Genomic DNA, 23,097 nt, shown 5'->3' with positions numbered 1-23,097 from the left:
GCGACCCTCACTCGCCAAGGATCACGAGCGCCATGACGCCCCCCGCCAATGCGGCCCGCAATTCCAACGCCGCCCGCGACATCGCCAATGTGCTGCACCCCTATACCGACCACCGCGCCCATGCGGTGAACGGCCCGCTGGTGATCGCGCGCGGCGAGGGCGTGCGGGTGTGGGACGACCAGGGCAAGGAATACATCGAGGCGGTGGCCGGGCTGTGGTGTGCCTCGCTGGGCTTCGACAGCAAGCGCCTGGCCGATGCGGCGCACAAGCAGATGCTGAAGCTGCCCTTCTACCACGCCTTCACGGCGAAATCGCACGAGCCGCTGATCGACCTGTCCGAGATGCTGATCGAGCGCGCCCCCTGCCCGATGAGCAAGGTTTTCTACGCCAATAGCGGGTCCGAGGCGAACGACACGGCCATCAAGATGGTCTGGTACTACAACAACGCCATCGGCCGGCCCGAGAAGAAGAAGATCATCAGCCGGCTGAAGGCCTATCACGGCATCACCATCGCCAGCGGCTCGCTCACCGGCCTGCCGGCGAACCACAAAATGTTCGACCTGCCGATCGCCGGCATCATCCATGTCTCGACGCCGCACCACTACCACGGCGCCAAGCCCGGCGAATCCGAGGAGGATTTCGCGACGCGCCTGGCCACCGAGCTGGAGGAGACCATCCTGCGCGAGGGGCCGGAGACGGTCGCGGCCTTCTTCGCCGAGCCGGTGATGGGCGCCGGCGGCGTGATGCTGCCGCCCGCGACCTATTTCGAGAAGATCCAGGCCGTGCTGCGCAAGTACGACGTTCTGTTCGTGGCGGATGAGGTGATCTGCGGCTTCGGGCGCACCGGCAACTACTGGGGTTGCCAGACCTACGACATCACCCCGGACATCATCACCTGCGCCAAGGCGCTGTCGGCGTCCTTCCTGCCGATCTCCGCCATCATCATCAACGACAAGATCTTCCAGGGCTTGGCGGATGGCTCCGCCACCATCGGCACCTGGGGCCATGGCTTCACCTATTCGGGCCACCCCGTCGCCGCTGCCGTCGCGCTGGAGACGCTGAAGATCTACGACGAGCTGAACATCGTCGACCACGTGAAGACCGCTGGCGCGCATATGCAGAAGCTGCTGCGCGAGCGGTTCGAAGGCCATCCGCTGGTGGGTGAGGTGCGCGGCATCGGGATGGTCGCGGCGATCGAGCTGGTGGCGGACAAGGCCAACAAGAAGAACTTCGAGCCCTCCGCCAAGGTCGGGCCGCGCCTCGCCAAGGCCGGCGAGGCCGAGGGCGTGATCCTGCGCGGCCTGGCCAACGACACCATCGCCTTCTCGCCGCCGCTGATCATGAAGACGGATGAGATCGAGCAGATGGTGGACCGCACGGCGCGCGCGCTGGATGCGGTGACGGTGCAACTGCGCCGGGAAAGCCTGACGGTGGTGTAACGCCTGCCGGGCCATCCGGCCCGGTTGCTCAGGCGGCGCGCGCCGCCTGGGTCAGGCCGTTCCAGCCCCAGGACTCCGCCGGGACCTCCCGCAGCACGACATAGGTGACCTCGGCCAGCGCCGGGCCGAGCACACGCCGCAGCAGCGCCTGCCCTGCCGCCACGAAGGCGGCCTTTTGGGGGGCGCTGTTGGTACCCGCCGTCACCGTCGCCTCCAGATGCGCGGCCAGCGCCACGGGCGCCCCGTTCACGGACCAGGCGCCGGGCGGCAGCTGCTCGATCGCCACGGCGGTCAGCACGGCCTTCTTGCCCAGCACCTCCGCCATCAGCCGCGTCGCGCCCAGCTGAAGTTCGGTGATTTCCGCCGGCGCCAGCGGCCGTCCCATGGTCCGGATATGCACGAATGGCATCGCCCCACTCCCTCTCTGATGCGGGATTGGTAGCGTCCGGGGATCCATCCGAATATTCGATAGAATTCGCATCAAGCTTCAGGGAAACTGAAGCATGCGCCGGATCACACTCGACCTCGACATCCTGCACAGCTTCGTCACGGGGCTGGAGCTTGGCTCCTTCGCCCGCGCCTCCGAACAGGTCGGCCGCACCCAATCCGCCGTCAGCGGCCAGTTGCGGCGGCTGGAGGCACAGTTCGGCCGACCGCTGCTGCGCCGGCAGGGCCGCGGGCTGGTGCTGACGGAGGCGGGGGAGATTCTGCTCGGCTACGCGAAACGGCTGCTGGAGCTGAATGACGAGGCGGTGGCGGCGATCCGCGGCGCCGATCTGGAAGGCTGGGTGCGCCTTGGCCTGCCGCAGGATTTCGCCGAGCTCTGGCTGCCCGAGATGCTGGGCCGCTTCGCCCGCGCCCATCCGCGGCTGCGGGTGGAGGTGCGGGCGGAGGGCAGCGGCGTGCTGCTGGAGCGGCTGGATCGCGGGCTGCTGGACCTCGCTTTGGTCTGGGGTGGCCAGGACCGGACGGCGCCGATCGCGGAGGTGCCGGTCGCCTGGCTGGGGCCGGCCGAGGGCGCGCTGGGCTGGCAGGCAGGCACGCCGGTGCCTCTGGTCGCCTTCGAGCCGCCTTGCCAGTTCCGCAACGCGGCCGTGGCGGCGCTGGAGGCCGCCGGGATGTCCTGGCGCCTCGCCTTCAGCAGCCCGAGCCTGGCGGGGCTGCGCGCCGCCGTGGCGGCCGGGCTGGGCGTTACGCCGCGCAGCGCGCTCGGCCTCGGCCACGGGGTCCGGGCGCTCGCACCAGGGGAGGCCGGCCTGCCGCCTCTGACGGCGGTGCCGCTGACCCTGGTGGAGGGCGCGGAGCCAGCGCCGGCGGTCGCGCTGCTCGCAAGAATCCTGCGGGAGACGCTGGAAGTCGGTCTCAGCGCGCCCGGCTGATGCAGAATTCCACGATGCCGGCCAGCGCCCGGCGCTCCACCCCATCGGGGAACAGCTCCAGCGCATCCAGCGCCGCCTGGCCGTAGTGCCGCGCGCGGCCGACCGTGTCGGCGAAGGCGGCGTGCTTCTGCATCAGGGCGATGGCCAGCGGCAGATCGTCCTCGGATTGCTCGCGTTCCTCCAGCGTGCGACGCCAGAAGGCGCGCTCCGCCGCATCGCCGCGCTGGAAGGCCAGCAGCACCGGCAGGGTGATCTTGCCCTCCCGGAAGTCGTCGCCGACCGTCTTGCCCAGCGCCTCCTGCGCCGCGCTATAGTCCAGCGCGTCGTCGATCAGCTGGAAGGCGACGCCGAGGTTGTGGCCATAGGCGCGCAGCGCCGCCTGCCGGGCCGGGCCGCATTCCGCGACGATGGCGCCGACCTCGGTGGCTGCCGCGAAAAGTGCTGCGGTCTTGCCCTCGATCACCGCGAGATACTGGTCCTCGGTCGTCGCCGTGTCGTTCTGGGTGATCAGCTGCAGCACCTCGCCTTCCGCGATGGTGGCCGAGGCCTCCGCCAGGATGCGCAGCACCTCCAGCGACCCGTCCTGCACCATCACCTGGAAGGCGCGGGCGAACAGGAAGTCGCCGACGAGGACGGAGGGCTTGTTGCCGAACAGCGCATTGGCGCTGGCCTGGCCGCGGCGCAGCGCGCTTTCATCCACCACGTCGTCATGCAGCAGCGTCGCGGTATGGATGAACTCGACGCAGGCGGCGAGCGCGACATGGCGCTGCCCGTCCCGGTATCCGGCCAGCCGGGCCGCGGCCAGCGTCAGCAGCGGCCGCAGCCGCTTGCCGCCGGCGGCCACGATATGGGCGGCGAGCTGCGGGATCAGCGCCACCGGGCTTTGCATCCGTTCGACGATCAGCCGGTTGCAGGCCTCCAGGTCGCGCTGCACCAGGGCGGTCAGCGTGGCGAGGGCATCCTCGCCGCGCAGGGCCTCCGGAGCGTCTTCGGCGCTTGGCGCGACGGGCAGATCCACGCGGTATTGACCTTGTTCAAGTGTCGCGCAACTTAGCCACCGCCCCCCCTTGGAGCAAGCTGGGGGCAAGTTGGCGGCGGTTGCATGCCGGGCACAGGTGCGGTCGCGCCGTGATCCGGCAAGGCCCGGCCCGTCACTCGGCTGCAGGGGATGTGGGATGCGCGTGCTGCTGGCGACCACGGACCCGATCCGCCTGTCCTTCCTGCTGGCCCTGCTGCGTGATGCCGGATGCGACCCGCTGGTGCTGGATGGCCATGTCAGCGCGATCGAGGGCGGCATCGGCATCTTCCCCCGCCGCCTGGCGGTGCCGGAGGCGGAGGAAGCCCGGGCGCGGCGCGTGCTGGCCGAGGCCGGGGAAAGCGATGGCCTGCTCTGAGCTGACGGAGGACGGGCTGCTCGGCGGCCGGGTTCGCCTGCTCCAGCCCCGCCAGGGGCTGCGCGCCGGGCATGACGCAGTGCTGCTGGCGGCCGCCGTGCCGGCGCGGCCGGGCGAGAGGGTGCTGGAGGCCGGCTGCGGCAGCGGCGCGGGCTTCCTGTGCCTGCTGGCCCGGGTGCCCGGGCTTTCCGTGCTGGCGGTGGAGCGCGATGCGGGCCTGGCGGCCCTGGCGCGGGAGAATGCGGCGCGCAACGGCTTCGCGGCTCAGGTCACGGTGCTGGAGGGCGATGTGGCCGACCCCGCCCTGCGCCGGTCCCTGCCCCGGCTGCAGCATGCCTTCGCCAATCCACCCTACTGGCCCGCCGGCACGCCGCCGCCACACGCGCTGCGCGCCGGCGCCACCCATGCGGAGGAGGTCGGGCTGGCGGACTGGGCGGACTTCCTGGCGCAGGGGCTGGCGCATCGCGGCAGCCTGACAATGGTTTTGCCGGCGGCCCGATTCGCCGATGCGGTGGAGGCGCTGCGGGATGCGGGATGCGGCAGCCTGGCGCTGCTGCCGCTCTGGCCCCGCGCGGGCCAGCCGGCGAAGCGCGTGCTGCTGGCAGGGCGCCGCGGCGGGCGGGGACCGGCGCGCATCCTGCCGGGGCTGGTGCTGCACGGGCCGGAGGAGGCGGCGGACCGGGTGCTGCGGGAGGGCGCCGCGCTGGTGCTTTAGGGTCCGCGCCGCATCATCTGCCGGGCGCCTGGCCGGTCTCGCGCGGCACGCGACCTTGGCCAATCGCCTCGCTAGGTCTCGTTCGCATCCGGATGGCGTAGCAGCCACAGCCGCTCATGCGCCGCAACCAGGCTTTCCATGTTCTTGCGGCGGTTCACATCGGGCGAGACCGGGCGCCGCGTCAGCATCATCTCCAGGATCCGCAGCAATTCCTCCGCCACCTCGAAGTCGCCCTGGTCACAGGCGTGGTGGAAGGCGATCAGGATCTTGTCGGAGAGCCGCCGCGTGTGGCGTGGCGGATTGGACGGCGCGCGACCTGCATCGCGGCCGGACGGATCCCGTTCCTCGTCGGACATGCAGTCTGCGGCTCCAAAGCTTCGGCGCCGGGGTCCGGCGCCCTGTGACAATAGCCAGTGTTCAGATCGGCCGTAACCCTCCGCGTGGCGCGGGGGCCCTGCTGCTTAGCGCATTTGAGGCCGGAGCGCATGCAGGGATTCGCCCAAAAAACGCGAAAAAACAATCAATTAAAGCGTTCTTTTGCAGCCAGCGCAGAATGATTTCAGGTACCGCGCAGATGGGCGCGAAGCGATTGCGCAATGGCTTCGGGCGTCGATTCGGGCCGGAACAGCGTGCGCACCCGGCCATCCGGACCCACCAGGTAGATGAAGGAGGAGTGGTCCATCAGATAGGACGTCATCTCGGGCCGCTGCACCTTGGCGTAGAACACCCGATAGGCGCGCGCCGCGGCCGCCACCTGCTCCGCCGTGCCGGTCAGCCCGACCATCCGTGGATGGAAGCGGGAGACGTAGTCGGCCAGCGCCTCCGGCGTGTCACGCTCCGGGTCGATGGTGATGAGGACGGGGGTCACCTGCTCCCCCAGCTCGCCCAGCTCGTCGATCGCGGTCGCCATGGTGCCGAGCTCGGTCGGGCAGACGTCAGGGCAATAGGTGAAGCCGAAATAGACCAGCAGGCTCCGGTCGGCGAAATCGGCCTGCGTCACCGCGCGGCCGGTCTGGTCGACCAGGTTGAAGGGTCCGCCGAGCGCCAGGCCCTGTGGCAGCTGCACGCCGCCCGCGGCCGGTGCCGGCATATCGGCGCCGACGAAGCTGCCGATCCGGCGGAGGAAGGCATCCGCCACCCCCTCCCCCGGGTCGCGGCCAAGCCAGGCCGCGGTCCAGATCCCGCCGAGCAGGAGGATCAGCATCAGGGCTACAACGCGAATCGCGATCAACATGCCCGGTGAGATAGGCGGCGCGCGTCGCGCCGTCCACTCGGGCGATGGTCAACGACCCGGCAGGGCGATCTCCCCTTCCGGCTGGGCACTGGTGAAGGTGGCGTCGCCGAAGGCTTCTTCCCAGGATCCGGCGGTGCTGGCGCGGGAATATTCGGTGGCGCGGTTCTCGAAGAAGTTGGTGTGCTCGATCGCGTTCAGCATCTCATCGAGCCAGGGCAGCGGGTTCTTCTCGATGCTGTAGAGGCATTCGAGGCCGAGCTGCTGCAAGCGGCGATCCGCGATGTAGCGGATGTACTGCTTGGTCTGCGCCGCATCGAGGCCCTCGACGCCGCCGAGCTCGAAGGCCAGGTCGATGAAGGCGTCCTCATGCTCCACGATGGTGGAGCAGATGCCGTAGAGATCCTGCTTCAGCTGCTCGGTCCAGATCTCCGGATTCTCCTGCACGAAGGTGCGGAACAGCCGGATGACGGACAGGCAGTGCAGCGTCTCGTCGCGCACCGACCAGCTGACGATCTGCCCCATCCCCTTCATCTTGTTGAAGCGGGGGAAATTCATGAGGATGGCGAAGGAGGCGAAGAGCTGCAGGCCTTCGGTGAAGGCGCCGAAGGCGGCCAACGTCTTCGCGATCTCGGTCTTGCTCTCGACCGAGAAGTTCTGCATGTAGTCGTACTTGTCCTTCATCTCCTTGTACTTGAGGAAGGCCGTGTATTCGATTTCCGGCATCCCGATGGTGTCGAGGAGATGCGAATAGGCTGCGATGTGGATCGTCTCGGTGTTGCTGAACGCCGACATCATCATCAGCACTTCGGTCGGCTTGAAGACCTGGCTATACTGCTTCATGTAGCAGTTGTTCACCTCGACGTCCGCCTGGGTGAAGAAGCGGAAAATCTGCGTCAGCAGGTTCTTCTCACCCGGCGCCAGGTTCTTCTGCCAGTCCTTCACATCGTCCGCGAGCGGCACTTCCTCTGGCAACCAGTGGATGCGCTGCTGCTGCAGCCAGGCCTCATAGGCCCAGGGATAGCGGAAGGGCTTGTAGACGGGATTCGCCGTCAGCAGGTCGAAGCGGATGGGAAGCTCATCGCGGGGCATCGCGTCATCGGGCATGAAAATTCTCGCCGTGCAAAAAGTTCAACGGGCCATCTGGTCGGCATGGGCGGGCGCGGCACGGTGGGACTGCGCATCCAGACGGTCGAGCTCGGCCACCAGGCGACGGACTTCCGTCACCGGGCCGCGCCATTCCAACAGCCGGTCCAGATCCCGCTCCAGCGCCGCCTTCAGGCGCGCGACATGAGCCGGATCGGGGGTTTGCGCACTTCGCATCGCAGAGCCTCTCACTGGCAAGCCAGGCATTCCTCGTAGTCGTTCGCGTTCTCGGAGGGCGGCGCGGCCGCCGCCAACTTGCGCACCACCTCATCCTTATGCGCGGTCATGACGTCGCCCTGACCGACAACCTTGGCCGAAATGGTGTCGGCGCGCTGGATGGAAAGGCTGCGGCAGTAGTAGAGCGACTTCACGCCCTTCTTCCACGCCATCATGTGGATCTGGTGCAGGTCGCGCTTGTGCACATCGGCCGGCAGGAAGACGTTCACCGACTGCGACTGGCAGATGAACGGCGTGCGATCCGCCGCATGTTCGATGACCCAGCGCTGGTCCAGCTCGAAGGCGGTCTTGAAGGTCAGCCGCTCCTGGTCCGTCAGGAAATCCAGGTGCTGCACGCTGCCCTTGGTGACGGTGATGCTGGTCCAGGTCTCGTCATCGTCGCGCCCGTGCTTGGCCAGCACCTTCTTCAGATGCGGGTTGCGGACGATGTAGGACCCGGAAAGGGTCTTGTGGTTGTAGACATTGGCCGCGATCGGCTCGATGCCCGGAGAGGCACCGCCGCAGATGATGGAGATGGAGGCCGTCGGCGCGATCGCCATCTTGTTCGAGAAGCGCTCCATGAAGCCGTATTCGGCCGCATCCGGGCAGGGCCCGCGCTCCTCCGCCAGGATGCGGCTGGCGAGGTCCGCCTGCTCGCGGATGTGCTTAAACATCCGCTTGTTCCACACCTTCGCGATCGCGCTCTCGAAGGGCACGTTCAACGCCTGCAGGAAGCTGTGGAACCCCATCACGCCCAAGCCGACGGACCGCTCCCGCATCGCGGAATAACGCGCCCGCGCCATGGAATCCGGCGCCGTATCGATGAAGCTCTGCAGCACATTGTCCAGGAAGCGCATCACATCCGGGATGAACCGCGGATGGTCCTTCCACTCGAACCAGGTCTCGCAATTCAGCGAGGACAGGCAGCACACCGCCGTGCGCTCCATCCCGTGCTGGTCGATGCCGGTCGGCAGGGTGATCTCGGAGCAGAGGTTGGAGGTCTTCACCTCGAGGCCGGACAGCTTGTGATGCTCCGGCCGCGCACGGTTCACATGGTCCGAGTAGATGATGTAGGGCTCGCCGGTCTCGATGCGCGCCGTCAGGATGCGGATCCAGATGCTGCGGGCGGAGACCTTGCGCATCAGCGCGCCGTCCTTGGGCGAGACCAGCGCCCACTCCTCGTCATTCTCCACCGCGCGCATGAAGGCGTCGGACAGCAGCACGCCGTGATGCAGGTTCAGCGCCTTGCGATTCGGGTCACCACCCGTCGGCCGGCGCATTTCCAGAAATTCCTCGATCTCCGGATGGTTCACCGGCAGGTAGCAGGCCGCTGAGCCGCGGCGCAGCGAACCCTGGCTGATCGCCAGCGTCAGGCTGTCCATCACCCGGATGAAGGGGATGACGCCGGAGGTCTTGCCGTTGCGGCCCACCTTCTCGCCGATGCCGCGCAGATTGCCCCAGTAGGACCCGATTCCCCCGCCCTTCGCCGCCAGCCAGACATTCTCGTTCCAGAGCCCCACAATCCCGTCGAGGCTGTCGCTGGCCTCGTTCAGGAAGCAGGAGATCGGCAGGCCGCGCGTCGTACCCCCGTTCGACAGCACAGGCGTCGCCGGCATGAACCAGAGCCGGGAGATATAGTCGTAGATCCGCTGCGCATGCGCCGCATCGTCGCCATAGGCCGAGGCGACGCGGGCAAAGAGGTCCTGGTAGGATTCGCCCGGCAGCAGATAGCGGTCATCCAGCGTGGCCTTGCCGAAATCGGTCAGCAGCGCATCGCGGGACCGGTCGATCCGAACCTGGCCATGGCCTTCAAGCTGAACTGCATCAAACACGACCAACCCCCCGAACCGTCTGCGAAAGCGGGGTGCGACTCCCCCATGCGATGCAGGATGCCCCGACAGCCCCACCCCAACAAGATGTAGTGTTGCCACACCCCGAACACTACCACGGGTACCGGACACATCTGCGGTTGCAATTTCCGCAGGCTTGCGTTCTCGCACCATGTTTCCGTTTCGTTCATAGGGTAGCGCGTCCCGCCCCCCGCCGTCCCGCGCCACAAGGCCGCGCCCGCCCTGGCGCGGCCGCCAAAGGCGCCTCGTCCCCGATATCCTCGTGATCCACAGGCCCCGAACGCCCTCCGCGTCGCCCCTGGAGTCGATGGTGAAGGCCCGGCGCGAAGCCCGCGAAACCGGCCGCGACACCAGGGTGCAATATTTCACGGGCAGGTTTGCGCTTCCTGCAGGAGGCCAGCGCATGTCCGCCACACCGCATCCCGCCACCCGGTTGCTGCAGCGCATGGCCTTCGGCCTGCTGGTCGGCGGATCACTGGCCGCCGCCGGCCGCGCCACCGCCGCGGCGCCGGCGGGGCGAATCCGGCTGTTCCAGGTGGTGACGATTCGCGACGACCTGCTGCTGGGGCTGACGCCGGCCGAGCTCGCCGCGCTGGGGCCGGGGCCGGATGTCGAACGCCTGGCCCGCAGCATCGCCCAGCATGGCCAGCTTTCCGGCTGGCTCTATCGCAGCCAGCGCGGGCCGGACGGCACCAGCCGCCTGGTCCCCGCCGCCCGCATCAGCGTCTCGCGGCAGGAGGCGCTGACGCTCCGGCCCTATGCGCCCCTGATTCCCGTGCAGGCGCCCTGATTTTTCCGAAGGGGGGTCGCGGGGCGGGCGCAGGCGCGCTTTGATCGGGGGCAATCCGCAGGAGACCCCGATGCCCCGCCTCAGCCGCCGCACCGCCCTGGCCTTGCCGCTCGCCGCCCTGCCCGGCCTGGCCTCCGCCCAGAGCCAAGCCTGGCCCACCCGGCCGATCCGCATCGTGGTGCCCTTCGGCACCGGCGGCGGCACGGATATCACCACCCGCGTCCTGGCGCCGAAACTCTCGGAGATCCTGGGCCAGCCGGTCGTGATCGAGAACCGGCCCGGTGCCGGCGGCACGCTGGGGGCCGATGTGGTGGCGAAGGCGCCGCCGAATGGCGAGACCTTCCTGCTGGCCACCGTCTCCAACATGGCGCTGGCCATCGGCCTGTACAGCCGCCTGCCCTACGATCCCCTGAAGGACTTTTCTTCGATCGCCCCCACGGTCTTCATTCCGATCGGGATGGCGATCTCGTCCAAGCTCGGGGTCAGCACGGCGCAGGAATTCATCGCGCTGCTGAAGGCCAATCCGGGCAAGTATTCGTATGGCAGCGCGGGGGCGGGCACCTCCGGCCATATCGCCTCCTCCGCCTTTCTGTCGCGCATCGGCGCGACGGCGGAACACATTCCCTATCGCAATCCGGGGCAGACCTACCTGGCGCTGCAGCAGGGCGAGATCGCCTTCACCAGCGACATCCCCTCCATCCTCGCCCCCTTTCACCAGGCCGGCACGGCGCGGCTGATCTTTGTCGCGACGGATGAGCGCAGCCCGGTGGTGCCGGAGGTGCCGACGGCGCGGGAGGTGGGGCTCGGCGACTACAAGGCCTATTCCTGGTACGGCATCTATGCGCCGGCCGGCACGCCGGCGCCGATCGTGACGCGGATGGCCGCCGCGATCGAGCAGGCGCTGTCCGACCCCACCATCGGCCGGCGCTTCGACGAGATGGGCACGCCCGCCATGCGCGGCTGGACCCCCCAGCGCTTCGAGGACTTTCTCAAATCCGAGATCGACCTGTGGCTGCCGCTGGTGCGTGCCTCCGGCGCGCGGGCTGATTGAGGAGAACGCAGATGCCGCATGACGGACACGACCACAGCCACGAAACGCCGCCGGATGACGGCTGGAAGCACACCGGCGTGCGGGTGATTCCGGGCGACAGCCTGGACACCAATACGGCGCAGACGCCGGGGATGAACCGCGCCGCCGCGATCAACTTCGCCCGCGTCGGCGCCCAAAAAATCTGGGCGGGCACGGTGCATATCCATGCCAATGCGAAGACCGGCGCGCATCACCACGGCGCGCTGGAATCGGTGATCTACATCGTGAAGGGCCGCGCCAGGATGCGCTGGGGGGAGAAGCTGGAATTCGTGGCCGAGGCCGGCCCGGGCGACTTCATCTTCGTGCCCCCCTACGTGCCGCACCAGGAGATCAATGCCAGCACGGATGAGACGCTGGAATGCGTGCTGGTGCGCAGCGACAACGAGGCGGTGGTGGTGAACCTGGACATTGAGCCGGTGGAGAAGCCGGAGGCGGTGGCCTGGGTGGATCCGATCCACAAGGCGCCGTGACCCGGCGCCTCACCCCGCCTCGATGACCAGAAAGGGCCAGCGCGCGCGGTAGCTCTCGGCCTTGGCGCGGAACAGGTCCGGCCGATCGTTCCGCGGATTGCGCCGCAGGCGCCCGGCCTCCAGCTCCTCCAGACCGTTCGGCGCGTAGGGCGCGCCGCTGGCCAGTTCGATGCCGATGCAGGTGCAGGCCACCAGGTAGCGGTCGATGCCGTCCCGCGCCGAGCGCAGCTGCGGATAGCCCGGGCCGAAGCGCTGCGGATACCACAGATGCACCCGCGCCTGGTTCCGCACCTCCACCTCCAGGCCGAGATGCGCGCTGGCCGCCCGCACGCGGCGGATCACCGCATCCTCGGCCTCGAAGGACAGGTCGGTGTCGTCGAAATAGAAGACGTCGTGGTCGCGGATGCCCCAGCCCGGCGGATGGCCGGCCTGCCGGTTCCAGACCTCCTGGAACAGGCAGCCGGCGGTGAGGAAGCCCTGCGGCAGGCCGAGGCCGGGCAGCAGGTCCAGCAGCGCGGCCGTCGCCGGATTGCCGCGCGCCGCGGCGACCAGGCGCGCCGCCGCGCTCATGCCCGCGGCCGCACCCCGCACCAATCCGCGATGAACTGCGCCAGGGTCAGCGTGCAGGTCTTCAGATCCGCCAGCGAGGTGCGCTCGTCGAAACCGTGCGCCATTTCACCGCGCGGGCCGTAGCAGAGGCCGGGCATGCCGAAATAGAGGCCGTAATAGCGCGTGTCGTTCACCGCGGTGGACAGCCGCGCCTGCATCGGCTCGCCATGCACCGCCTGATGCGCCGCGGCCAGCACCGCCTCGGCCTCACTGCCGGGCTCGAGCACATAGGGGTCGGTCTGGAAGCCATGAAAGGTGATCTCGGGCGGGTTGTTGGCCAGGAAGGCATCGCCCTTCGCCGCCTGCCGCACCGCTTCCTCCACGCCCGCCATCGCCTCTTCCGGCGTGGTGCCGGGCAGCAGGCCGATGCGGCAATCCACCTCGCACCAGGCGGGGGTGGAGGAAGCCCAGTCGCCGCCGCGGATGATGCCGGGGTTGAACTTGATGGGGTCCTGCACCTGGCCGCCATACCAGGCATTGTTCCGCCCGGCCTCGTTCAGCGTTTTGGTATGCGTGTAGAGCGCGTTGATCAGCGCATAGGCGGACATGATGGCGTTGGACCCATCCTGCGCCACCATCACATGCACCGGCACGCCGCGCACCTTCAGGCGGAACCAGATGGTGCCGGTCTGCGCCCGGGTGATGGTGTGCCCCGTGGGTTCCGGCACCAGGGCGGCCTCGGCGCGGTAGCCGCGCAGCAGGGCGGCGAGCGCGCCATTGCCCGTGCTCTCCTCCTCCGTCACCGTCTGCACATAGACATCCGCCGCCGGCTCCAGCCCCGCGGCGCGGATGGCGTCCAGCGCCGCGACCATGGCGGCGACGCCCGCCTTCATGTCATGCGCGCCGCGGCCATACATCCAGCCGTCGCGGATCACGGCGGCATAGGGCGGGTGGGTCCACATCTCATGCGGGCCCTCCGGCACCACGTCGATATGGCCCTGCAGGATCAGGCTGCGGCCGGTGGGATTCGCCGGGCGATGCGCGGCCACCACCTGGATGCTGGCGGCGGGGTCGGCATCCACCATCGGCGCGGTCTTCGGATGCGCCGGCACATCGGCCAGCGAAAAGCGGTCCACCGCATAGCCGCGGGACGCCATCTGGCGGGCGAACCAGTCCTGCAGCGGCGCCTCCCACCCGCGCAGGCTGGGGAAGCGGACCAGCTCCTGCAGGAAGGCGACCTCGGCGGGGAAGCCGGCCTCGACGGCGGCGCGCAGGCGGTCGAGCAGCTGGGGTTCGGGCCGCTGGGGGTCAGGCCGCTGGGGGTCAGGCATGGGGGGCCAATCATCCGGGTTGCGGCGCAAGGCTCCGCGCCGTCCCGCATCAGGTCAAGCCGGGTCGCGTCAAGCCGGGCCGGCGGCGCACCGCCGGCCCGGTCACGTCAGCGCATCGGCGGCGCGTATTGCAGCCCGCCCTTGGTCCAGAGCGCATTGATGCCGCGCGGCACGCCGAGCGGTGTGATGTTGCGCTCCCACACTTCCTCGAAATTGCCGACCTGGCGGACGACCTGCACCGCCCAGTCGTTGTTCAGCCCGAGCATGCGGCCGAGGTCGCCGGTGCGACCCATGAAGCGCTGCACATCGGGGTTGGTGCTGTTGGCGAAGCTGTCGAGATTGGCCGAGGTAATGCCGAGCTCCTCCGCCGTCACCTGCGCGAAATGCGTCCAGCGGACGATGTCGAAGAACTTCCAGTCGCCCTTGCGGACCACCGCGCCCAGCGGTTCCTTGCTGATGATCTCCGGCAGCATCACGTAGCGATCCGCATTGGCGCCCTGGCTGAAGCGGAAGGAGGCGAGCGAGGAGGCGTCGTTGGTATAGGCATCGCAGCGGCCGGCGATGAAGGCGGCGCGGATCTCCTCGATATTCTCGATCACCACCGGGGTGAAGCGCAGCCGGTTGGTGCGGAAGAAGTCCGCCATGTTCAGCTCGGTTGTGGTGCCGGGCTGCACGCAGACCGTGGCGCCGTCCAGCGCGCGGGCGCTGGTCACGCCGGAATCGCGGCGCACCATGAAGCCCTGGCCGTCATAGAAGGTGATGGAGGCGAATTCGAGGCCGAGCGAGGCCTCCCGGGCCAGGGTCCAGGTGGTGGTCCGCGCCAGCATGTCCACCTCGCCGGATTGCAGCGCGGTGAAGCGCGACTGCGTGGTGGTGGCGACGAAGCGCACCTTGCTGGCATCGCCAAAGATCGCCGCGGCCACGCCACGGCAAGTATCGACGTCCAGGCCGCGCCATTCGCCGCGGCTGTCGGGCAGTGAGAAGCCGACGGTGCTGGGGGCGACGCCGCAGTTCAGGAAGCCGCGGGCGCGAATGGCGGCCACGGTATCGGCCGCCGGCTGCGCGAAGGCCGGTACCGCCAGCACCACGCCCAGCAGGGCGGCGCCAAGGGTCGAGCCGATTTGGGCAAGACGCATGGAAGGAAGACTCCCCGTTTCATTCGAGGCCGCCGAGGTTGTTCCGGCGGCGCATGAGTGTCGGGTGCCCCGCCGCGGGCGGGCAAGCGCAACCTGCGCCCTGGCGGCGAAATTTATGGCCTTCCGGTCAGGCGAAGGCTGCGTCGTAGGCATCCGGTGCAAAGCCAAGCAGCAGGCGCCCCCGCGCCTCCAGCACTGGCCGCTTGATGGCGGAGGGATGCGCCCGCAGCAGGGCCAGGGCGCGCGGGGCGTCCAGCCCCTCCCGCTCCGCCTCGGGCAGCTTGCGGAAGGTGGTGCCGGCGCGGTTCAGCAGCGCCTCCCACCCCAGGCGCTCGGCCCAGCCTTCCAGCAGGCCGGGCGGCACGCCCAGCTTCTTGTAGTCGTGGAAACCATAGGCGACGCCATGGGCGTCCAGCCAGTGGAAGGCCTTCTTCATCGTGTCGCAGTTGCGGATGCCGTAGAGCACCACCGTCCCGGACATCGGATGCCTCCGCCACTGTGGGATGAACGGCCCAGCATTCGCAGCGGGCAAGCGGGGCGCGGCGAGCCAGATGGCTGGGGGACCTGGATTCGAACCAAGACTGCCCGAGTCAGAGTCGGGAGTTCTACCGTTAAACTATCCCCCACCGGGCCGGCCGGGCTTGCGCCTGACCGTCGGGAGCGGCGTGCTACCATGCGTCTCGGGGTCAGGCAACACGCCCGCGCGCAAAATGCCTTGCCCCGGTCCGCCGCCCGCCGGATCATGGGCCTGCCCCCGGATTGGGGGCTTCGGATTGACCACCGGAAGGCCCATCTAGTCTCAGCCATGTCCGAAGATGCCGCCCTCCACCTGCCGACGGCCTTGCGCCCCGCCCCAATGGGCGAGGCCCGCGGCCGGCTGGCGGAATCCGGAGGGGCGCCGGCCTGGCAGGCGAATCCGGCCTCCAGCGCCTATGCGGCGCTGGACCTCGGCACCAACAATTGCCGCCTGCTGCTCGGCACGCCGAATGGCAGCAGCAGTTTCCGGGTGATCGACAGCTTTTCCCGCATCGTGCGACTCGGCGAAGGGCTGGGCGCCACCGGGCGGCTCTCCGACCAGGCGATGGACCGGGCGCTGACGGCGCTGCAGGCCTGCGCGCAGAAGCTGGCCCGCCGCCCCGTCCGCGCCCTGCAGGCGGTGGCGACCGAGGCCTGCCGCCGCGCCACCAATGGCCCGGAATTCCTCGCGCGCGTCGAGGCCGAGACCGGCCTGCGCCTGCGCATCATTTCGGCGCGGGAGGAGGCGGAGCTGGCGATGGAAAGCTGCGCCCCGCTGCTGGAAGCCGGCGACCGCCGCGCCCTGCTGTTCGATATCGGCGGCGGCTCCACCGAGATCGCCTGGATCCGCATCCTGCCCGGTCGCCAGGTGCCGGAGCTGATCGGCACCATCTCGGTCCCGGTGGGCGTGGTCACCCTCTCCGAACGCTGCGGCCCCTCCTGCTTCACCGAGGCCGGCTTCCATGCGGTGGTGGAGGAGGTGGCGGCGCGGCTGCGGGGCTTCGATTCGGTGCATTGCATCGGCCAGGAAATCCGCGCCGGCGGAGTGCGGCTGATGGGCACCTCCGGCACCGTCACCACGCTGGCCGGCGTGGCCATGGCCCTGCCCCGCTACCGCCGCCTGCTGGTGGATGGCCAGGTGCTGGAGGCCTGCGACGCGGACCAGGCGCTGGGGGATCTATTCGCCCTGGGCCGGGACGGTCTGGCGGCGCATCCCTGCGTCGGGCCGGACCGGGTGGATTTCGTGCTGCCGGGCTGCGCCGTCTATGCCGCCATCCGCCAGGTCTGGCCGGTGCCGCGGCTGACGGTGGCCGATCGCGGGCTGCGGGAGGGGATCCTGCTGCGGCTGATGCGGCTGGACCGCGCGGCGCAGCGCCGCCCGCCGCGAATCTGGCCCGGCTGTGGCTGAGCGGGGCTGGCGCGGCGGCAATCCTTCGGCCAAATGGCCCGATGCGCGGCGGCGCTTCCGCCCCGGGATCGACGAGGAACAGCATGCCGGATCTTCTCACAGCCAAGTGCTCCACCTTCCTGAAGGCCGATCCGAAGTCCCATAGCAGCGCATTGGCGGATGCGGACAAGCTGGCCATTGCCCAGGGCGCGGTGATCGAGGCGCCCGCCATCATGGAGGAGAAAGGGCATTTCGTTGTCCGGGGCGCGCGGCTGAATGGCCAGCCGGTACCGGGGCACCTCATCTATGCCCATGCCAGCCACTGGAGCCGGTCCAGCGCCGCCCCCGATCCCGGTGCGGGCTGGGAGGCGCGCAAACCGCAGGTGATGGCGCTGCTGGCGGAGGGTCGCTCCGTCAGTTCCATCGCCAAGGAATTGCGGATCGGCCGCGCCTTCATCAAGCGCTGGCGCGACGGCGCCTGAAACCGGCCCTGTCCCGCCAAAGCTTTCCGGATTGGGCGAGGAGGGCGTAAAGCCTCGCCATGGCCAAACCTCCTTCCGGCAAGTCCCCCGCGGGCAAACCCTCCAATACCCGCCAGCTCGCGGACCGGCTGCGCACCGCCAAGGGGCGCACCATCGGCAGCCAGCGCTGGCTGGAACGGCAGCTGAACGACCCCTTCGTGAAGGAGGCCAAGGCCCGCGGCCTGCGGTCCCGCGCCGCCTTCAAGCTGGAGCAGATGGATGACAAGTTCCGCCTTCTGAAGCCCGGCGCGCGGGTGGTGGACCTGGGCGCCGCCCCGGGCGGCTGGACCCAGGTGGCCCTGGCGCGTGGCGCCGGCCGGGTGGTGGGCATCGACCTGCTGCCGATCGACCCCATCGCCGGCGCCATCCTGATGCAGGGCGACTTCCAGGAGGTGGAGGCGGAGCACCGCGTGCTGGCGGCGCTGGATGGCCAGGCGGACCTGGTGATGTCCGACATGGCGCCGAACACCACCGGCCATAACGCCACCGACCACCTGCGCATCATGGCACTGGCCGAGATCGCGCTGGATTTCGCCGGCCGCGTGCTGGCGCCGGGCGGCGGCTTCGTCACCAAGGTTCTGGCGGGCGGGTCCGAGAAGGAATTCCTCGCCACGCTTAAGCGGGATTTCGCCGTGGTGCGCCATGCCAAGCCGCCGGCCAGCCGGAAGGACAGCGCGGAGCTCTACGTGGTCGCCACCGGCTATCGCGGCACGGCCGCGGCCAGCCCTGCGCCGAGCGCGACACAGGGCTGACATCGCCTTGCTATGGACGCCGCACCCGGAACCGGTGTAGGCGGGGCCGCCAAGGTTGCGGATCGAAAGAGGTTCCCGCCATGGCGCCCCCAGACACGAATACCCAGTCCAGCCCCCTCGATCGTGAGGCGGCCTTCCGCGCGAAATTCGAGGAGGCCTACGCCTTCGACGATGTGCTGCTTGTGCCCGCCTATTCGACCGTGCTGCCGAGCGAGACCGATACGCGCACCAGGCTGACGCGCGAAATCTCGCTGAATATCCCGCTGGTCGCCGCGGCGATGGACACCGTCACCGAGGGCAATATGGCGATCGCCATGGCCCAGGCGGGCGGCATCGGCGTGATCCACAAGAACCTCTCGCCCGAGGACCAGGCGGCGCAGGTCCGCCAGGTGAAGAAGTTTGAATCGGGCATGGTGGTGAACCCCCTCACCATCCACCCCGACCAGACGCTGGCCGAGGTCCGCGCCCTGCAGGAGAACCACCACATCAGCGGCGTGCCCGTGGTGGAACGCGAGTCCGGGCGCCTCGTCGGCATCATCACGAACCGCGACGTGCGCTTCGCCACCGACCCGAACCTGCGCGTCTATGAGCTGATGACGCGGGAGAACCTGGTGACGGCCGATGCCGATGTCACCAAGGACAAGGCGCGGGAGCTGCTGCACAAGCACCGCATCGAAAAGCTGCTGGTGGTGGACGAGGCCTATCGCTGCGTCGGCCTGATCACCGTGAAGGACATGGACAAGGCGCAGGCCAATCCCAATGCGGTGAAGGACGCCATGGGCCGGCTGCGCACCGCGGCCGCCATCGGCGTGGGCGAGGACGGCTTCCATCGCGCCGGCCTGCTGGTGGCCGCCGATATCGACGTGATCGTGGTGGATACCGCGCATGGCCATTCGGGCGGCGTGCTGCGCGCGGTGGAGCGCATCAAGAAGCTGTCGAACTCCGTGCAGATCATCGCCGGCAATGTGGCGACGCCCGAGGGTGCGCTGGCGCTGATCGAGGCCGGCGCCGATGCGGTCAAGATCGGCATCGGGCCGGGCTCCATCTGCACGACGCGCATCGTGGCCGGAGTCGGCGTGCCGCAGCTGACCGCGGTGATGGAAAGTGCGGCCGCCTGCCGCGAGCGTGGCGTGCCGGCGATCGCCGATGGCGGCATCCGCTCCTCCGGCGATGTCGCCAAGGCGATCGCGGCCGGCGCCGATTGCGTGATGATGGGCAGCGTCTTCGCGGGCACGGATGAGGCGCCGGGCGAGGTCTTCCTCTACCAGGGCCGGTCCTACAAATCCTATCGCGGCATGGGCTCGCTGGGCGCCATGGCGCGCGGCTCGGCGGATCGCTACTTCCAGGCGGAAGTGGCGGACAAGCTGAAGCTGGTGCCGGAAGGCGTAGAGGGCCGCGTCGGCTACAAGGGCCCGGTCGGCACCGTCATCCACCAGATGGTCGGCGGCCTCCGCGCCGCCATGGGCTACACGGGTGCCGCCACCATCGCCGACCTGCAGACGAAGGCCAAGTTCCGCCGCATCACCAATGCGGGGCTGCGCGAAAGCCATGTGCACGACGTGGCGGTGACGCGTGAGGCGCCGAACTACCGGCTGGAGGGGTAGCCTTACCCGCCCCCCCTCACCCGACCCTCTCCCCCGCTGGGGGAGAGGGTTCTTCGCTTCAGCGGTTGGGCGGAATCTCGCTGATGCGGAGCGTGGCGCGCTGCGGCTGGCCCCGCTCATAGGTGCCGATCCAGATATTGTAGTTCCCGCTGGCCGGACGCTGGATGACGATGCCGGGGTTCACCCCGTCCATGTCGTCATTGCAGATCCAGTTGCCGGCCGAATCGTTCATCACCAGCGTCGTGTCCACATTGGCGACGACGGAGATGTAGAGCGGAAACTGGCCGGAGGTGTAGTTCAGGTCCACGTCGGGCTTGGAGAAGTCGATCCAGCCGGCGCAATCCGGGCCGATGCCGGTGGCCTCGCGGTCGCCGCCGGCTTCCACCGGGACTTCCCGCGGGTCGGGCTCGAAGCCGGCGCGCAGGTTGATGGTGGCGTAGCGCGGCTGAGCCCGCCAATCGGGCATCTGCTGCGCCTGTTGCGGCGCGCCCTTCTGCTGCGCGACGGCTGCGCCACCGATCAGCATGGCGACGGCACCGGCGGCGAGAACGGATTTGAGCATGGTCGGCAGGTCTCCCTTCCGGCCCGCTGGATGCGGGCTTGCGGCTAGGTCTATAGGACATGTAACCGCAGCGGCCCACCCGGCGGCCCGTCTCTGACGAAAACATCATGTCGAAACAAGGCCTCATCCCCGCCACGATCGGCGCGATGGCGCCATCTTAGCGAAGATTTACCTATCACCATCGGGTGAAATCTCGCGGCGCGCGCGGCGGAATCGCAGTGGCCGGCAAAGCCCGCTATGCTGGGTCCGACCCGGGGGCGCTCGCCGCCCGGCGCCCTGCCCGCCGGCGACCCCGGCGCGCCCCCTGCCCTCGGCCACCTGCCGCCGCGGCCCGCCCGGATGCCAGCATGACCCCCGCCGCCCGCCTCTCCGCCGCCATCGACCTGCTTTCCGCGGTCGAAGCCAGCCCTCGCCGCCCGGCCGATGCCATCGCCAATGACTTCTTCCGCGCCCGCCGGTACATCGGCGGCTCCGACCGCCGCAATGTCTCCGAACGCGCCTGGGGCGCGATCCGCCAGCGGCTGCGCCTCGCCTGGCATTTTTCCGAACTGGGCATCCAGACCCCCTCCGCCCGGCTGCTGCTGGGGGCGCATCTGATCCTGGCCGATGGCTGGACGCTGGACGGCGTGGAGCAGAATTTCTCCGGCGAGCGTTTCGCCGCCTCGCCCTTGGTGGAGGAGGAGCGCGCCTTGCTGGGCAAGCTGGCCGGCCGGCCGCTGGTGCTGCCGCGCATGCCGGACGGGCCGCGGCTGAACCTGCCGGACTGGGCCATGCCGGGCCTGGTCACCCGCTTCGGCGACAAGCTGGCCAAGGAAGCCGCGGCGATGGAGGAGGCCGCGCCGCTCGACCTCCGCGCCAATCTGCTGAAGGTGACGCGGGAGGCGGCGCTGGCGGCGCTGGCCGCGGAGGGCATCGCCGCCACCCCCACCCCGCTCTCCCCCTGGGGCATGCGCATCGCCGACCGCCGCCCGGTTTCCGCCACCAAGGCATTCCTCGAAGGGCTGATCGAGGTGCAGGACGAGGGCAGCCAGCTGGTGGCGCTGCTGACGGATGCGCGCCCCGGCATGCGGGTGGCCGATTTCTGCGCCGGCGCGGCGGGCAAGACCCTGGCGCTGGCCGCCACCATGGCGAACAAGGGCCATATCGTCGCTTGCGACACCTCGGCCGCCCGGCTGGAAGGCGCCGGCCGCCGACTGCGCCGCGCCGATGTGAACAATGCCGAACGCCACCTGCTCACCTCCGGCGACAAGTGGCGCAAGCGAAACTCGCGCAAATTCGACCGGGTGCTGGTGGATGCCCCCTGCACCGGCACGGGCACCTGGCGCCGCAACCCGGATGCCCGCATCCGCACCACTGGGCGGGATCTGTCCGAACTGGTGCTGAAGCAGGCCGCCATCCTCGACGATGCATCTGAATTGGTGCGTCCGGGCGGAAGGCTGGTCTACGCTACCTGCTCGCTGCTGCCGGAAGAGGATGAGATGCAGATGGCGGCCTTCCTGGAACGCCACGCGGATTTCGCGCCGATGCCCTTTGACGAGCTCTGGGAAGCGCTGCTGCCCGGCACGCAGGCGCCGGGCCCGGGGCCCTATATGGCGCTGTCGCCCGGCAGCCACGGCACCGATGGCTTCTTCGCCGCGGTGCTGCAAAGGCAGCCTTCATGATCTCCATCCGCCGCGCCCGGCCGGGCGATGCCGCGGGGATTGCCGCGGTGCATGTCGCGGCCTGGCGCAGCGCCTATGCCGGCATCCTGCGGGATGGCTACCTGGCGGAGCTTTCCGAAACCCGCCTCGCCAGCTTCTACCAGCGGGCGATCCTGGACCGGCGGGAAGGCCATGCGGTCTTCGTCGCCATCGCCCCGCCCGATTCGGGCGCGCCGCAGGTGGTGGGCTTTGCCTCCGGCGGCCGCGCCCGGCGCCGCGGCCTGGCGGAGGGCGAGGTGGAGACGCTCTATGTCCTGGACGATTTCCGGGAACGCGGCTGCGGCCGCCGCCTGATGCGCGCCATGGCGGCGCATCTGCGCGCCATCGGCTGCAATTCCGCCATGGCCTGGGTGTTGGAAGCCAATCCCAGCCGCTTCTTCTACCGCCACCTGGGCGGCCGCACGGCGATGCGGGAGTCGATTCGCGTCGCCGGCCAGGCGGTGGAACAGATCGCCCAGCTCTGGGACCCGATCGACACCCTGCTGGCCGCCACCGCCCCGGTGCCGGAAGGGCGGATGCGCGAGGACGGCTGAGCCCCAGCCCCTGCCTATCCCGGCCAGAGGAATCGCCCCCGTTCCGTCGTCGCACCCGCCCCCGTAACGTCCGGGCATCGAAACCCTGGCGCAGGAGGCCCCCATGGCAAGCGAGACCCGGACCATCCCCGAAACCGACCTGGCCCGCGTGGCCGGCGGCAGCTTCACCGACCGCTTCGGCACCGAGGGCGCCGATGCCATCACCACCGGCGACGGCATGGACAAGGTGTTCGGCGCCGGCGGCCAGGACACGATCGTCTCCGGCGGCGGCCAGGACGAGGTGCATGCCGGCGCCGGCGACGACATCGTCGATGCCGGATCCGGCGACGACAAGGTCTTCGGCGAGGCCGGCAACGATGTGCTGGTGGGCGGCGCCGGCACGGACGAGCTGCATGGCGGCGATGGCCACGACCATCTGCGCGGCGGCGCCGGCGACGGCGACAAGGTCTTCGGCGGCGAGGGCAGCGACACCTTCTGGTGGCAGCCCGGCGACGGCTCCGACGAGTTGCATGGCGGCAACGGCACCGACAACGTCATGCTGCAGGGCGTGACCATGGAGCAGCTGCAGGCTGGGCTGCAGATGTATGACGGCGCCAGCTACACCATCAACGGCAATGCCATCGTCTTCAACGGCCCGGCCAATGGCCAGATCACCATCAATGGCGAGGTGGTGAAGTTCTTCGGCATGGAGCAGATCACTCTGCCGGGTTGACGCCAAGCCTATCGCCGGGGGTCTGCCCCCCGGCGAAACGGCTTGTCGGCGGGGCGTCCCTGTGCTGTTAGGCG

26 protein-coding genes and 1 tRNA gene are annotated in these 23,097 nt (G+C 69.4%); 14 read left to right on the top strand and 13 right to left on the bottom strand.

What is annotated here, in order from left to right:
* The first annotated feature begins 32 nt into the window (after positions 1-32).
* Positions 33-1,439 carry an aspartate aminotransferase family protein gene (locus J3S20_RS08470; protein WP_216836010.1) on the top strand — a complete coding sequence of 469 codons (1,407 nt, stop codon included), beginning with the start codon at positions 33-35 and terminating at the stop codon, positions 1,437-1,439.
* Between the two features lie 28 nt (positions 1,440-1,467).
* On the opposite strand, the gene J3S20_RS08465 is transcribed toward J3S20_RS08470, so the two are convergent.
* The gene (locus J3S20_RS08465) at positions 1,468-1,848 is read right to left on the bottom strand and encodes a tautomerase family protein (RefSeq protein WP_216836009.1); all 381 of its coding nucleotides are present in this window, start codon (positions 1,846-1,848) and stop codon (positions 1,468-1,470) included.
* A 94-nt stretch (positions 1,849-1,942) separates the two neighbouring features.
* Here J3S20_RS08465 and J3S20_RS08460 point away from each other — a divergent pair, with 94 nt between their 5' ends.
* Positions 1,943-2,818 (top strand): LysR substrate-binding domain-containing protein, encoded by an 876-nt coding sequence (locus tag J3S20_RS08460; RefSeq protein WP_216836008.1) that lies wholly within the window; start codon positions 1,943-1,945, stop codon positions 2,816-2,818.
* On the opposite strand, the gene J3S20_RS08455 is transcribed toward J3S20_RS08460, so the two are convergent.
* The gene (locus tag J3S20_RS08455; protein WP_379793636.1) at positions 2,802-3,836 is read right to left on the bottom strand and encodes a polyprenyl synthetase family protein; all 1,035 of its coding nucleotides are present in this window, start codon (positions 3,834-3,836) and stop codon (positions 2,802-2,804) included. The genes J3S20_RS08460 and J3S20_RS08455 overlap by 17 nt on opposite strands.
* 157 nt (positions 3,837-3,993) lie before the next feature.
* On the opposite strand from J3S20_RS08455, the gene J3S20_RS08450 reads away from it, so the two are divergent.
* Positions 3,994-4,212: a putative signal transducing protein gene (locus tag J3S20_RS08450; protein WP_216836007.1), complete on the top strand. Its 219-nt coding sequence runs from the start codon at positions 3,994-3,996 to the stop codon at positions 4,210-4,212.
* A complete protein-coding gene (locus J3S20_RS08445; RefSeq protein ID WP_216836006.1) occupies positions 4,199-4,927 on the top strand; it encodes a tRNA1(Val) (adenine(37)-N6)-methyltransferase in 729 nt (242 codons plus the stop codon). Before J3S20_RS08450 ends, J3S20_RS08445 begins: the two co-directional genes overlap by 14 nt.
* A 71-nt stretch (positions 4,928-4,998) precedes the next feature.
* Here the strand turns inward: J3S20_RS08445 and J3S20_RS08440 are convergent, their stop codons facing one another.
* From J3S20_RS08440 to J3S20_RS08420, 5 genes are all read right to left on the bottom strand, one after another.
* On the bottom strand, positions 4,999-5,283 hold the full coding sequence (locus tag J3S20_RS08440) for a hypothetical protein (protein WP_216836005.1): 285 nt from the start codon (positions 5,281-5,283) through the stop codon (positions 4,999-5,001).
* A gap of 203 nt (positions 5,284-5,486) precedes the next feature.
* Entirely contained in the window at positions 5,487-6,161 is a 675-nt protein-coding gene (locus J3S20_RS08435) for an SCO family protein (protein ID WP_216836004.1), read from the bottom strand.
* 48 nt (positions 6,162-6,209) lie between these two features.
* Complete coding sequence (locus J3S20_RS08430; RefSeq protein WP_216836003.1) at positions 6,210-7,265, bottom strand: ribonucleotide-diphosphate reductase subunit beta; 1,056 nt, start codon at positions 7,263-7,265, stop codon at positions 6,210-6,212.
* 24 nt (positions 7,266-7,289) lie between these two features.
* On the bottom strand, positions 7,290-7,481 hold the full coding sequence (locus J3S20_RS08425) for a hypothetical protein (RefSeq protein ID WP_216836002.1): 192 nt from the start codon (positions 7,479-7,481) through the stop codon (positions 7,290-7,292).
* Between the two features lie 11 nt (positions 7,482-7,492).
* The gene (locus J3S20_RS08420; RefSeq protein WP_343215183.1) at positions 7,493-9,352 is read right to left on the bottom strand and encodes a ribonucleoside-diphosphate reductase subunit alpha; all 1,860 of its coding nucleotides are present in this window, start codon (positions 9,350-9,352) and stop codon (positions 7,493-7,495) included.
* Positions 9,353-9,773: 421 nt separating this feature from the next.
* On the opposite strand from J3S20_RS08420, the gene J3S20_RS08415 reads away from it, so the two are divergent.
* From J3S20_RS08415 to J3S20_RS08405, 3 genes are all read left to right on the top strand, one after another.
* Positions 9,774-10,160, top strand: coding sequence for a hypothetical protein (locus J3S20_RS08415; protein ID WP_216836000.1), 387 nt, complete (start codon positions 9,774-9,776; stop codon positions 10,158-10,160).
* A 70-nt stretch (positions 10,161-10,230) separates the two neighbouring features.
* A complete protein-coding gene (locus J3S20_RS08410; RefSeq protein ID WP_216835999.1) occupies positions 10,231-11,211 on the top strand; it encodes a Bug family tripartite tricarboxylate transporter substrate binding protein in 981 nt (326 codons plus the stop codon).
* An 11-nt stretch (positions 11,212-11,222) separates the two neighbouring features.
* Entirely contained in the window at positions 11,223-11,720 is a 498-nt protein-coding gene (locus J3S20_RS08405; RefSeq protein WP_216835998.1) for a cupin domain-containing protein, read from the top strand.
* Positions 11,721-11,729: 9 nt separating this feature from the next.
* Here J3S20_RS08405 and J3S20_RS08400 read toward each other — a convergent pair whose 3' ends face one another.
* From J3S20_RS08400 to J3S20_RS08380, 5 genes are all read right to left on the bottom strand, one after another.
* On the bottom strand, positions 11,730-12,290 hold the full coding sequence (locus J3S20_RS08400) for a nucleotidyltransferase family protein (protein WP_216835997.1): 561 nt from the start codon (positions 12,288-12,290) through the stop codon (positions 11,730-11,732).
* Positions 12,287-13,600 (bottom strand): ArgE/DapE family deacylase, encoded by a 1,314-nt coding sequence (locus tag J3S20_RS08395; protein ID WP_216835996.1) that lies wholly within the window; start codon positions 13,598-13,600, stop codon positions 12,287-12,289. The genes J3S20_RS08400 and J3S20_RS08395 overlap by 4 nt, the downstream gene beginning before the upstream one ends.
* A 107-nt stretch (positions 13,601-13,707) precedes the next feature.
* Positions 13,708-14,736 (bottom strand): amino acid ABC transporter substrate-binding protein, encoded by a 1,029-nt coding sequence (locus J3S20_RS08390; RefSeq protein WP_216835995.1) that lies wholly within the window; start codon positions 14,734-14,736, stop codon positions 13,708-13,710.
* Positions 14,737-14,863: 127 nt separating this feature from the next.
* Positions 14,864-15,217, bottom strand: coding sequence for an arsenate reductase (locus J3S20_RS08385; protein WP_216835994.1), 354 nt, complete (start codon positions 15,215-15,217; stop codon positions 14,864-14,866).
* A gap of 71 nt (positions 15,218-15,288) precedes the next feature.
* Positions 15,289-15,362 (bottom strand) — tRNA-Gln (locus tag J3S20_RS08380).
* A 179-nt stretch (positions 15,363-15,541) separates the two neighbouring features.
* Here J3S20_RS08380 and J3S20_RS08375 point away from each other — a divergent pair.
* From J3S20_RS08375 to guaB, 4 genes are all read left to right on the top strand, one after another.
* Positions 15,542-16,660: a Ppx/GppA phosphatase family protein gene (locus J3S20_RS08375; RefSeq protein WP_246602504.1), complete on the top strand. Its 1,119-nt coding sequence runs from the start codon at positions 15,542-15,544 to the stop codon at positions 16,658-16,660.
* A gap of 83 nt (positions 16,661-16,743) precedes the next feature.
* Positions 16,744-17,121, top strand: a complete 378-nt coding sequence (locus tag J3S20_RS08370; protein WP_216835993.1) for a helix-turn-helix domain-containing protein — start codon at positions 16,744-16,746, stop codon at positions 17,119-17,121.
* Positions 17,122-17,180: 59 nt separating this feature from the next.
* Positions 17,181-17,912, top strand: a complete 732-nt coding sequence (locus tag J3S20_RS08365) for an RlmE family RNA methyltransferase (RefSeq protein ID WP_216835992.1) — start codon at positions 17,181-17,183, stop codon at positions 17,910-17,912.
* 80 nt (positions 17,913-17,992) lie between these two features.
* The gene (gene guaB, locus J3S20_RS08360; protein ID WP_216835991.1) at positions 17,993-19,516 is read left to right on the top strand and encodes an IMP dehydrogenase; all 1,524 of its coding nucleotides are present in this window, start codon (positions 17,993-17,995) and stop codon (positions 19,514-19,516) included.
* A gap of 58 nt (positions 19,517-19,574) precedes the next feature.
* On the opposite strand, the gene J3S20_RS08355 is transcribed toward guaB, so the two are convergent.
* Positions 19,575-20,078 (bottom strand): hypothetical protein, encoded by a 504-nt coding sequence (locus J3S20_RS08355; protein ID WP_216835990.1) that lies wholly within the window; start codon positions 20,076-20,078, stop codon positions 19,575-19,577.
* A 347-nt stretch (positions 20,079-20,425) separates the two neighbouring features.
* Between J3S20_RS08355 and J3S20_RS08350 the strand changes: the two genes are divergently transcribed.
* From J3S20_RS08350 to J3S20_RS08340, 3 genes are all read left to right on the top strand, one after another.
* Positions 20,426-21,739 (top strand): RsmB/NOP family class I SAM-dependent RNA methyltransferase, encoded by a 1,314-nt coding sequence (locus J3S20_RS08350; protein WP_216835989.1) that lies wholly within the window; start codon positions 20,426-20,428, stop codon positions 21,737-21,739.
* Positions 21,736-22,311: a GNAT family N-acetyltransferase gene (locus tag J3S20_RS08345; protein WP_216835988.1), complete on the top strand. Its 576-nt coding sequence runs from the start codon at positions 21,736-21,738 to the stop codon at positions 22,309-22,311. Before J3S20_RS08350 ends, J3S20_RS08345 begins: the two co-directional genes overlap by 4 nt.
* A 103-nt stretch (positions 22,312-22,414) precedes the next feature.
* Positions 22,415-23,023 carry a calcium-binding protein gene (locus J3S20_RS08340; RefSeq protein WP_216835987.1) on the top strand — a complete coding sequence of 203 codons (609 nt, stop codon included), beginning with the start codon at positions 22,415-22,417 and terminating at the stop codon, positions 23,021-23,023.
* Positions 23,024-23,097: the final 74 nt, after the last annotated feature.

It is taken from the genome of Falsiroseomonas tokyonensis (assembly GCF_019024325.1).
Lineage (GTDB): Bacteria > Pseudomonadota > Alphaproteobacteria > Acetobacterales > Acetobacteraceae > Falsiroseomonas > Falsiroseomonas tokyonensis.
The sequence above is the reverse complement of the archived record's forward strand: the minus strand, read 5'-3'. Positions and strand labels throughout refer to the sequence as shown.

What these genes read in the sequence shown, in the direction of transcription:
- J3S20_RS08395 (WP_216835996.1), bottom strand. Translation starts at nt 13,600, where the DNA reads ATGCCTGACCCCCAGCGGCCTGACCCCCAGCGGCCCGAACCCCAGCTG.
- J3S20_RS08340 (WP_216835987.1), top strand. Translation starts at nt 22,415, where the DNA reads ATGGCAAGCGAGACCCGGACCATCCCCGAAACCGACCTGGCCCGCGTG.
- J3S20_RS08465 (WP_216836009.1), bottom strand. Translation starts at nt 1,848, where the DNA reads ATGCCATTCGTGCATATCCGGACCATGGGACGGCCGCTGGCGCCGGCG.
- J3S20_RS08445 (WP_216836006.1), top strand. Translation starts at nt 4,199, where the DNA reads ATGGCCTGCTCTGAGCTGACGGAGGACGGGCTGCTCGGCGGCCGGGTT.
- J3S20_RS08370 (WP_216835993.1), top strand. Translation starts at nt 16,744, where the DNA reads ATGCCGGATCTTCTCACAGCCAAGTGCTCCACCTTCCTGAAGGCCGAT.
- J3S20_RS08355 (WP_216835990.1), bottom strand. Translation starts at nt 20,078, where the DNA reads ATGCTCAAATCCGTTCTCGCCGCCGGTGCCGTCGCCATGCTGATCGGT.
- J3S20_RS08350 (WP_216835989.1), top strand. Translation starts at nt 20,426, where the DNA reads ATGACCCCCGCCGCCCGCCTCTCCGCCGCCATCGACCTGCTTTCCGCG.
- J3S20_RS08400 (WP_216835997.1), bottom strand. Translation starts at nt 12,290, where the DNA reads ATGAGCGCGGCGGCGCGCCTGGTCGCCGCGGCGCGCGGCAATCCGGCG.
- J3S20_RS08345 (WP_216835988.1), top strand. Translation starts at nt 21,736, where the DNA reads ATGATCTCCATCCGCCGCGCCCGGCCGGGCGATGCCGCGGGGATTGCC.
- J3S20_RS08375 (WP_246602504.1), top strand. Translation starts at nt 15,542, where the DNA reads ATGTCCGAAGATGCCGCCCTCCACCTGCCGACGGCCTTGCGCCCCGCC.
- J3S20_RS08415 (WP_216836000.1), top strand. Translation starts at nt 9,774, where the DNA reads ATGTCCGCCACACCGCATCCCGCCACCCGGTTGCTGCAGCGCATGGCC.
- J3S20_RS08450 (WP_216836007.1), top strand. Translation starts at nt 3,994, where the DNA reads ATGCGCGTGCTGCTGGCGACCACGGACCCGATCCGCCTGTCCTTCCTG.
- J3S20_RS08405 (WP_216835998.1), top strand. Translation starts at nt 11,223, where the DNA reads ATGCCGCATGACGGACACGACCACAGCCACGAAACGCCGCCGGATGAC.
- J3S20_RS08440 (WP_216836005.1), bottom strand. Translation starts at nt 5,283, where the DNA reads ATGTCCGACGAGGAACGGGATCCGTCCGGCCGCGATGCAGGTCGCGCG.
- J3S20_RS08385 (WP_216835994.1), bottom strand. Translation starts at nt 15,217, where the DNA reads ATGTCCGGGACGGTGGTGCTCTACGGCATCCGCAACTGCGACACGATG.
- guaB (WP_216835991.1), top strand. Translation starts at nt 17,993, where the DNA reads ATGGCGCCCCCAGACACGAATACCCAGTCCAGCCCCCTCGATCGTGAG.
- J3S20_RS08460 (WP_216836008.1), top strand. Translation starts at nt 1,943, where the DNA reads ATGCGCCGGATCACACTCGACCTCGACATCCTGCACAGCTTCGTCACG.
- J3S20_RS08425 (WP_216836002.1), bottom strand. Translation starts at nt 7,481, where the DNA reads ATGCGAAGTGCGCAAACCCCCGATCCGGCTCATGTCGCGCGCCTGAAG.
- J3S20_RS08470 (WP_216836010.1), top strand. Translation starts at nt 33, where the DNA reads ATGACGCCCCCCGCCAATGCGGCCCGCAATTCCAACGCCGCCCGCGAC.
- J3S20_RS08390 (WP_216835995.1), bottom strand. Translation starts at nt 14,736, where the DNA reads ATGCGTCTTGCCCAAATCGGCTCGACCCTTGGCGCCGCCCTGCTGGGC.
- J3S20_RS08430 (WP_216836003.1), bottom strand. Translation starts at nt 7,265, where the DNA reads ATGCCCGATGACGCGATGCCCCGCGATGAGCTTCCCATCCGCTTCGAC.
- J3S20_RS08410 (WP_216835999.1), top strand. Translation starts at nt 10,231, where the DNA reads ATGCCCCGCCTCAGCCGCCGCACCGCCCTGGCCTTGCCGCTCGCCGCC.
- J3S20_RS08365 (WP_216835992.1), top strand. Translation starts at nt 17,181, where the DNA reads ATGGCCAAACCTCCTTCCGGCAAGTCCCCCGCGGGCAAACCCTCCAAT.
- J3S20_RS08435 (WP_216836004.1), bottom strand. Translation starts at nt 6,161, where the DNA reads ATGTTGATCGCGATTCGCGTTGTAGCCCTGATGCTGATCCTCCTGCTC.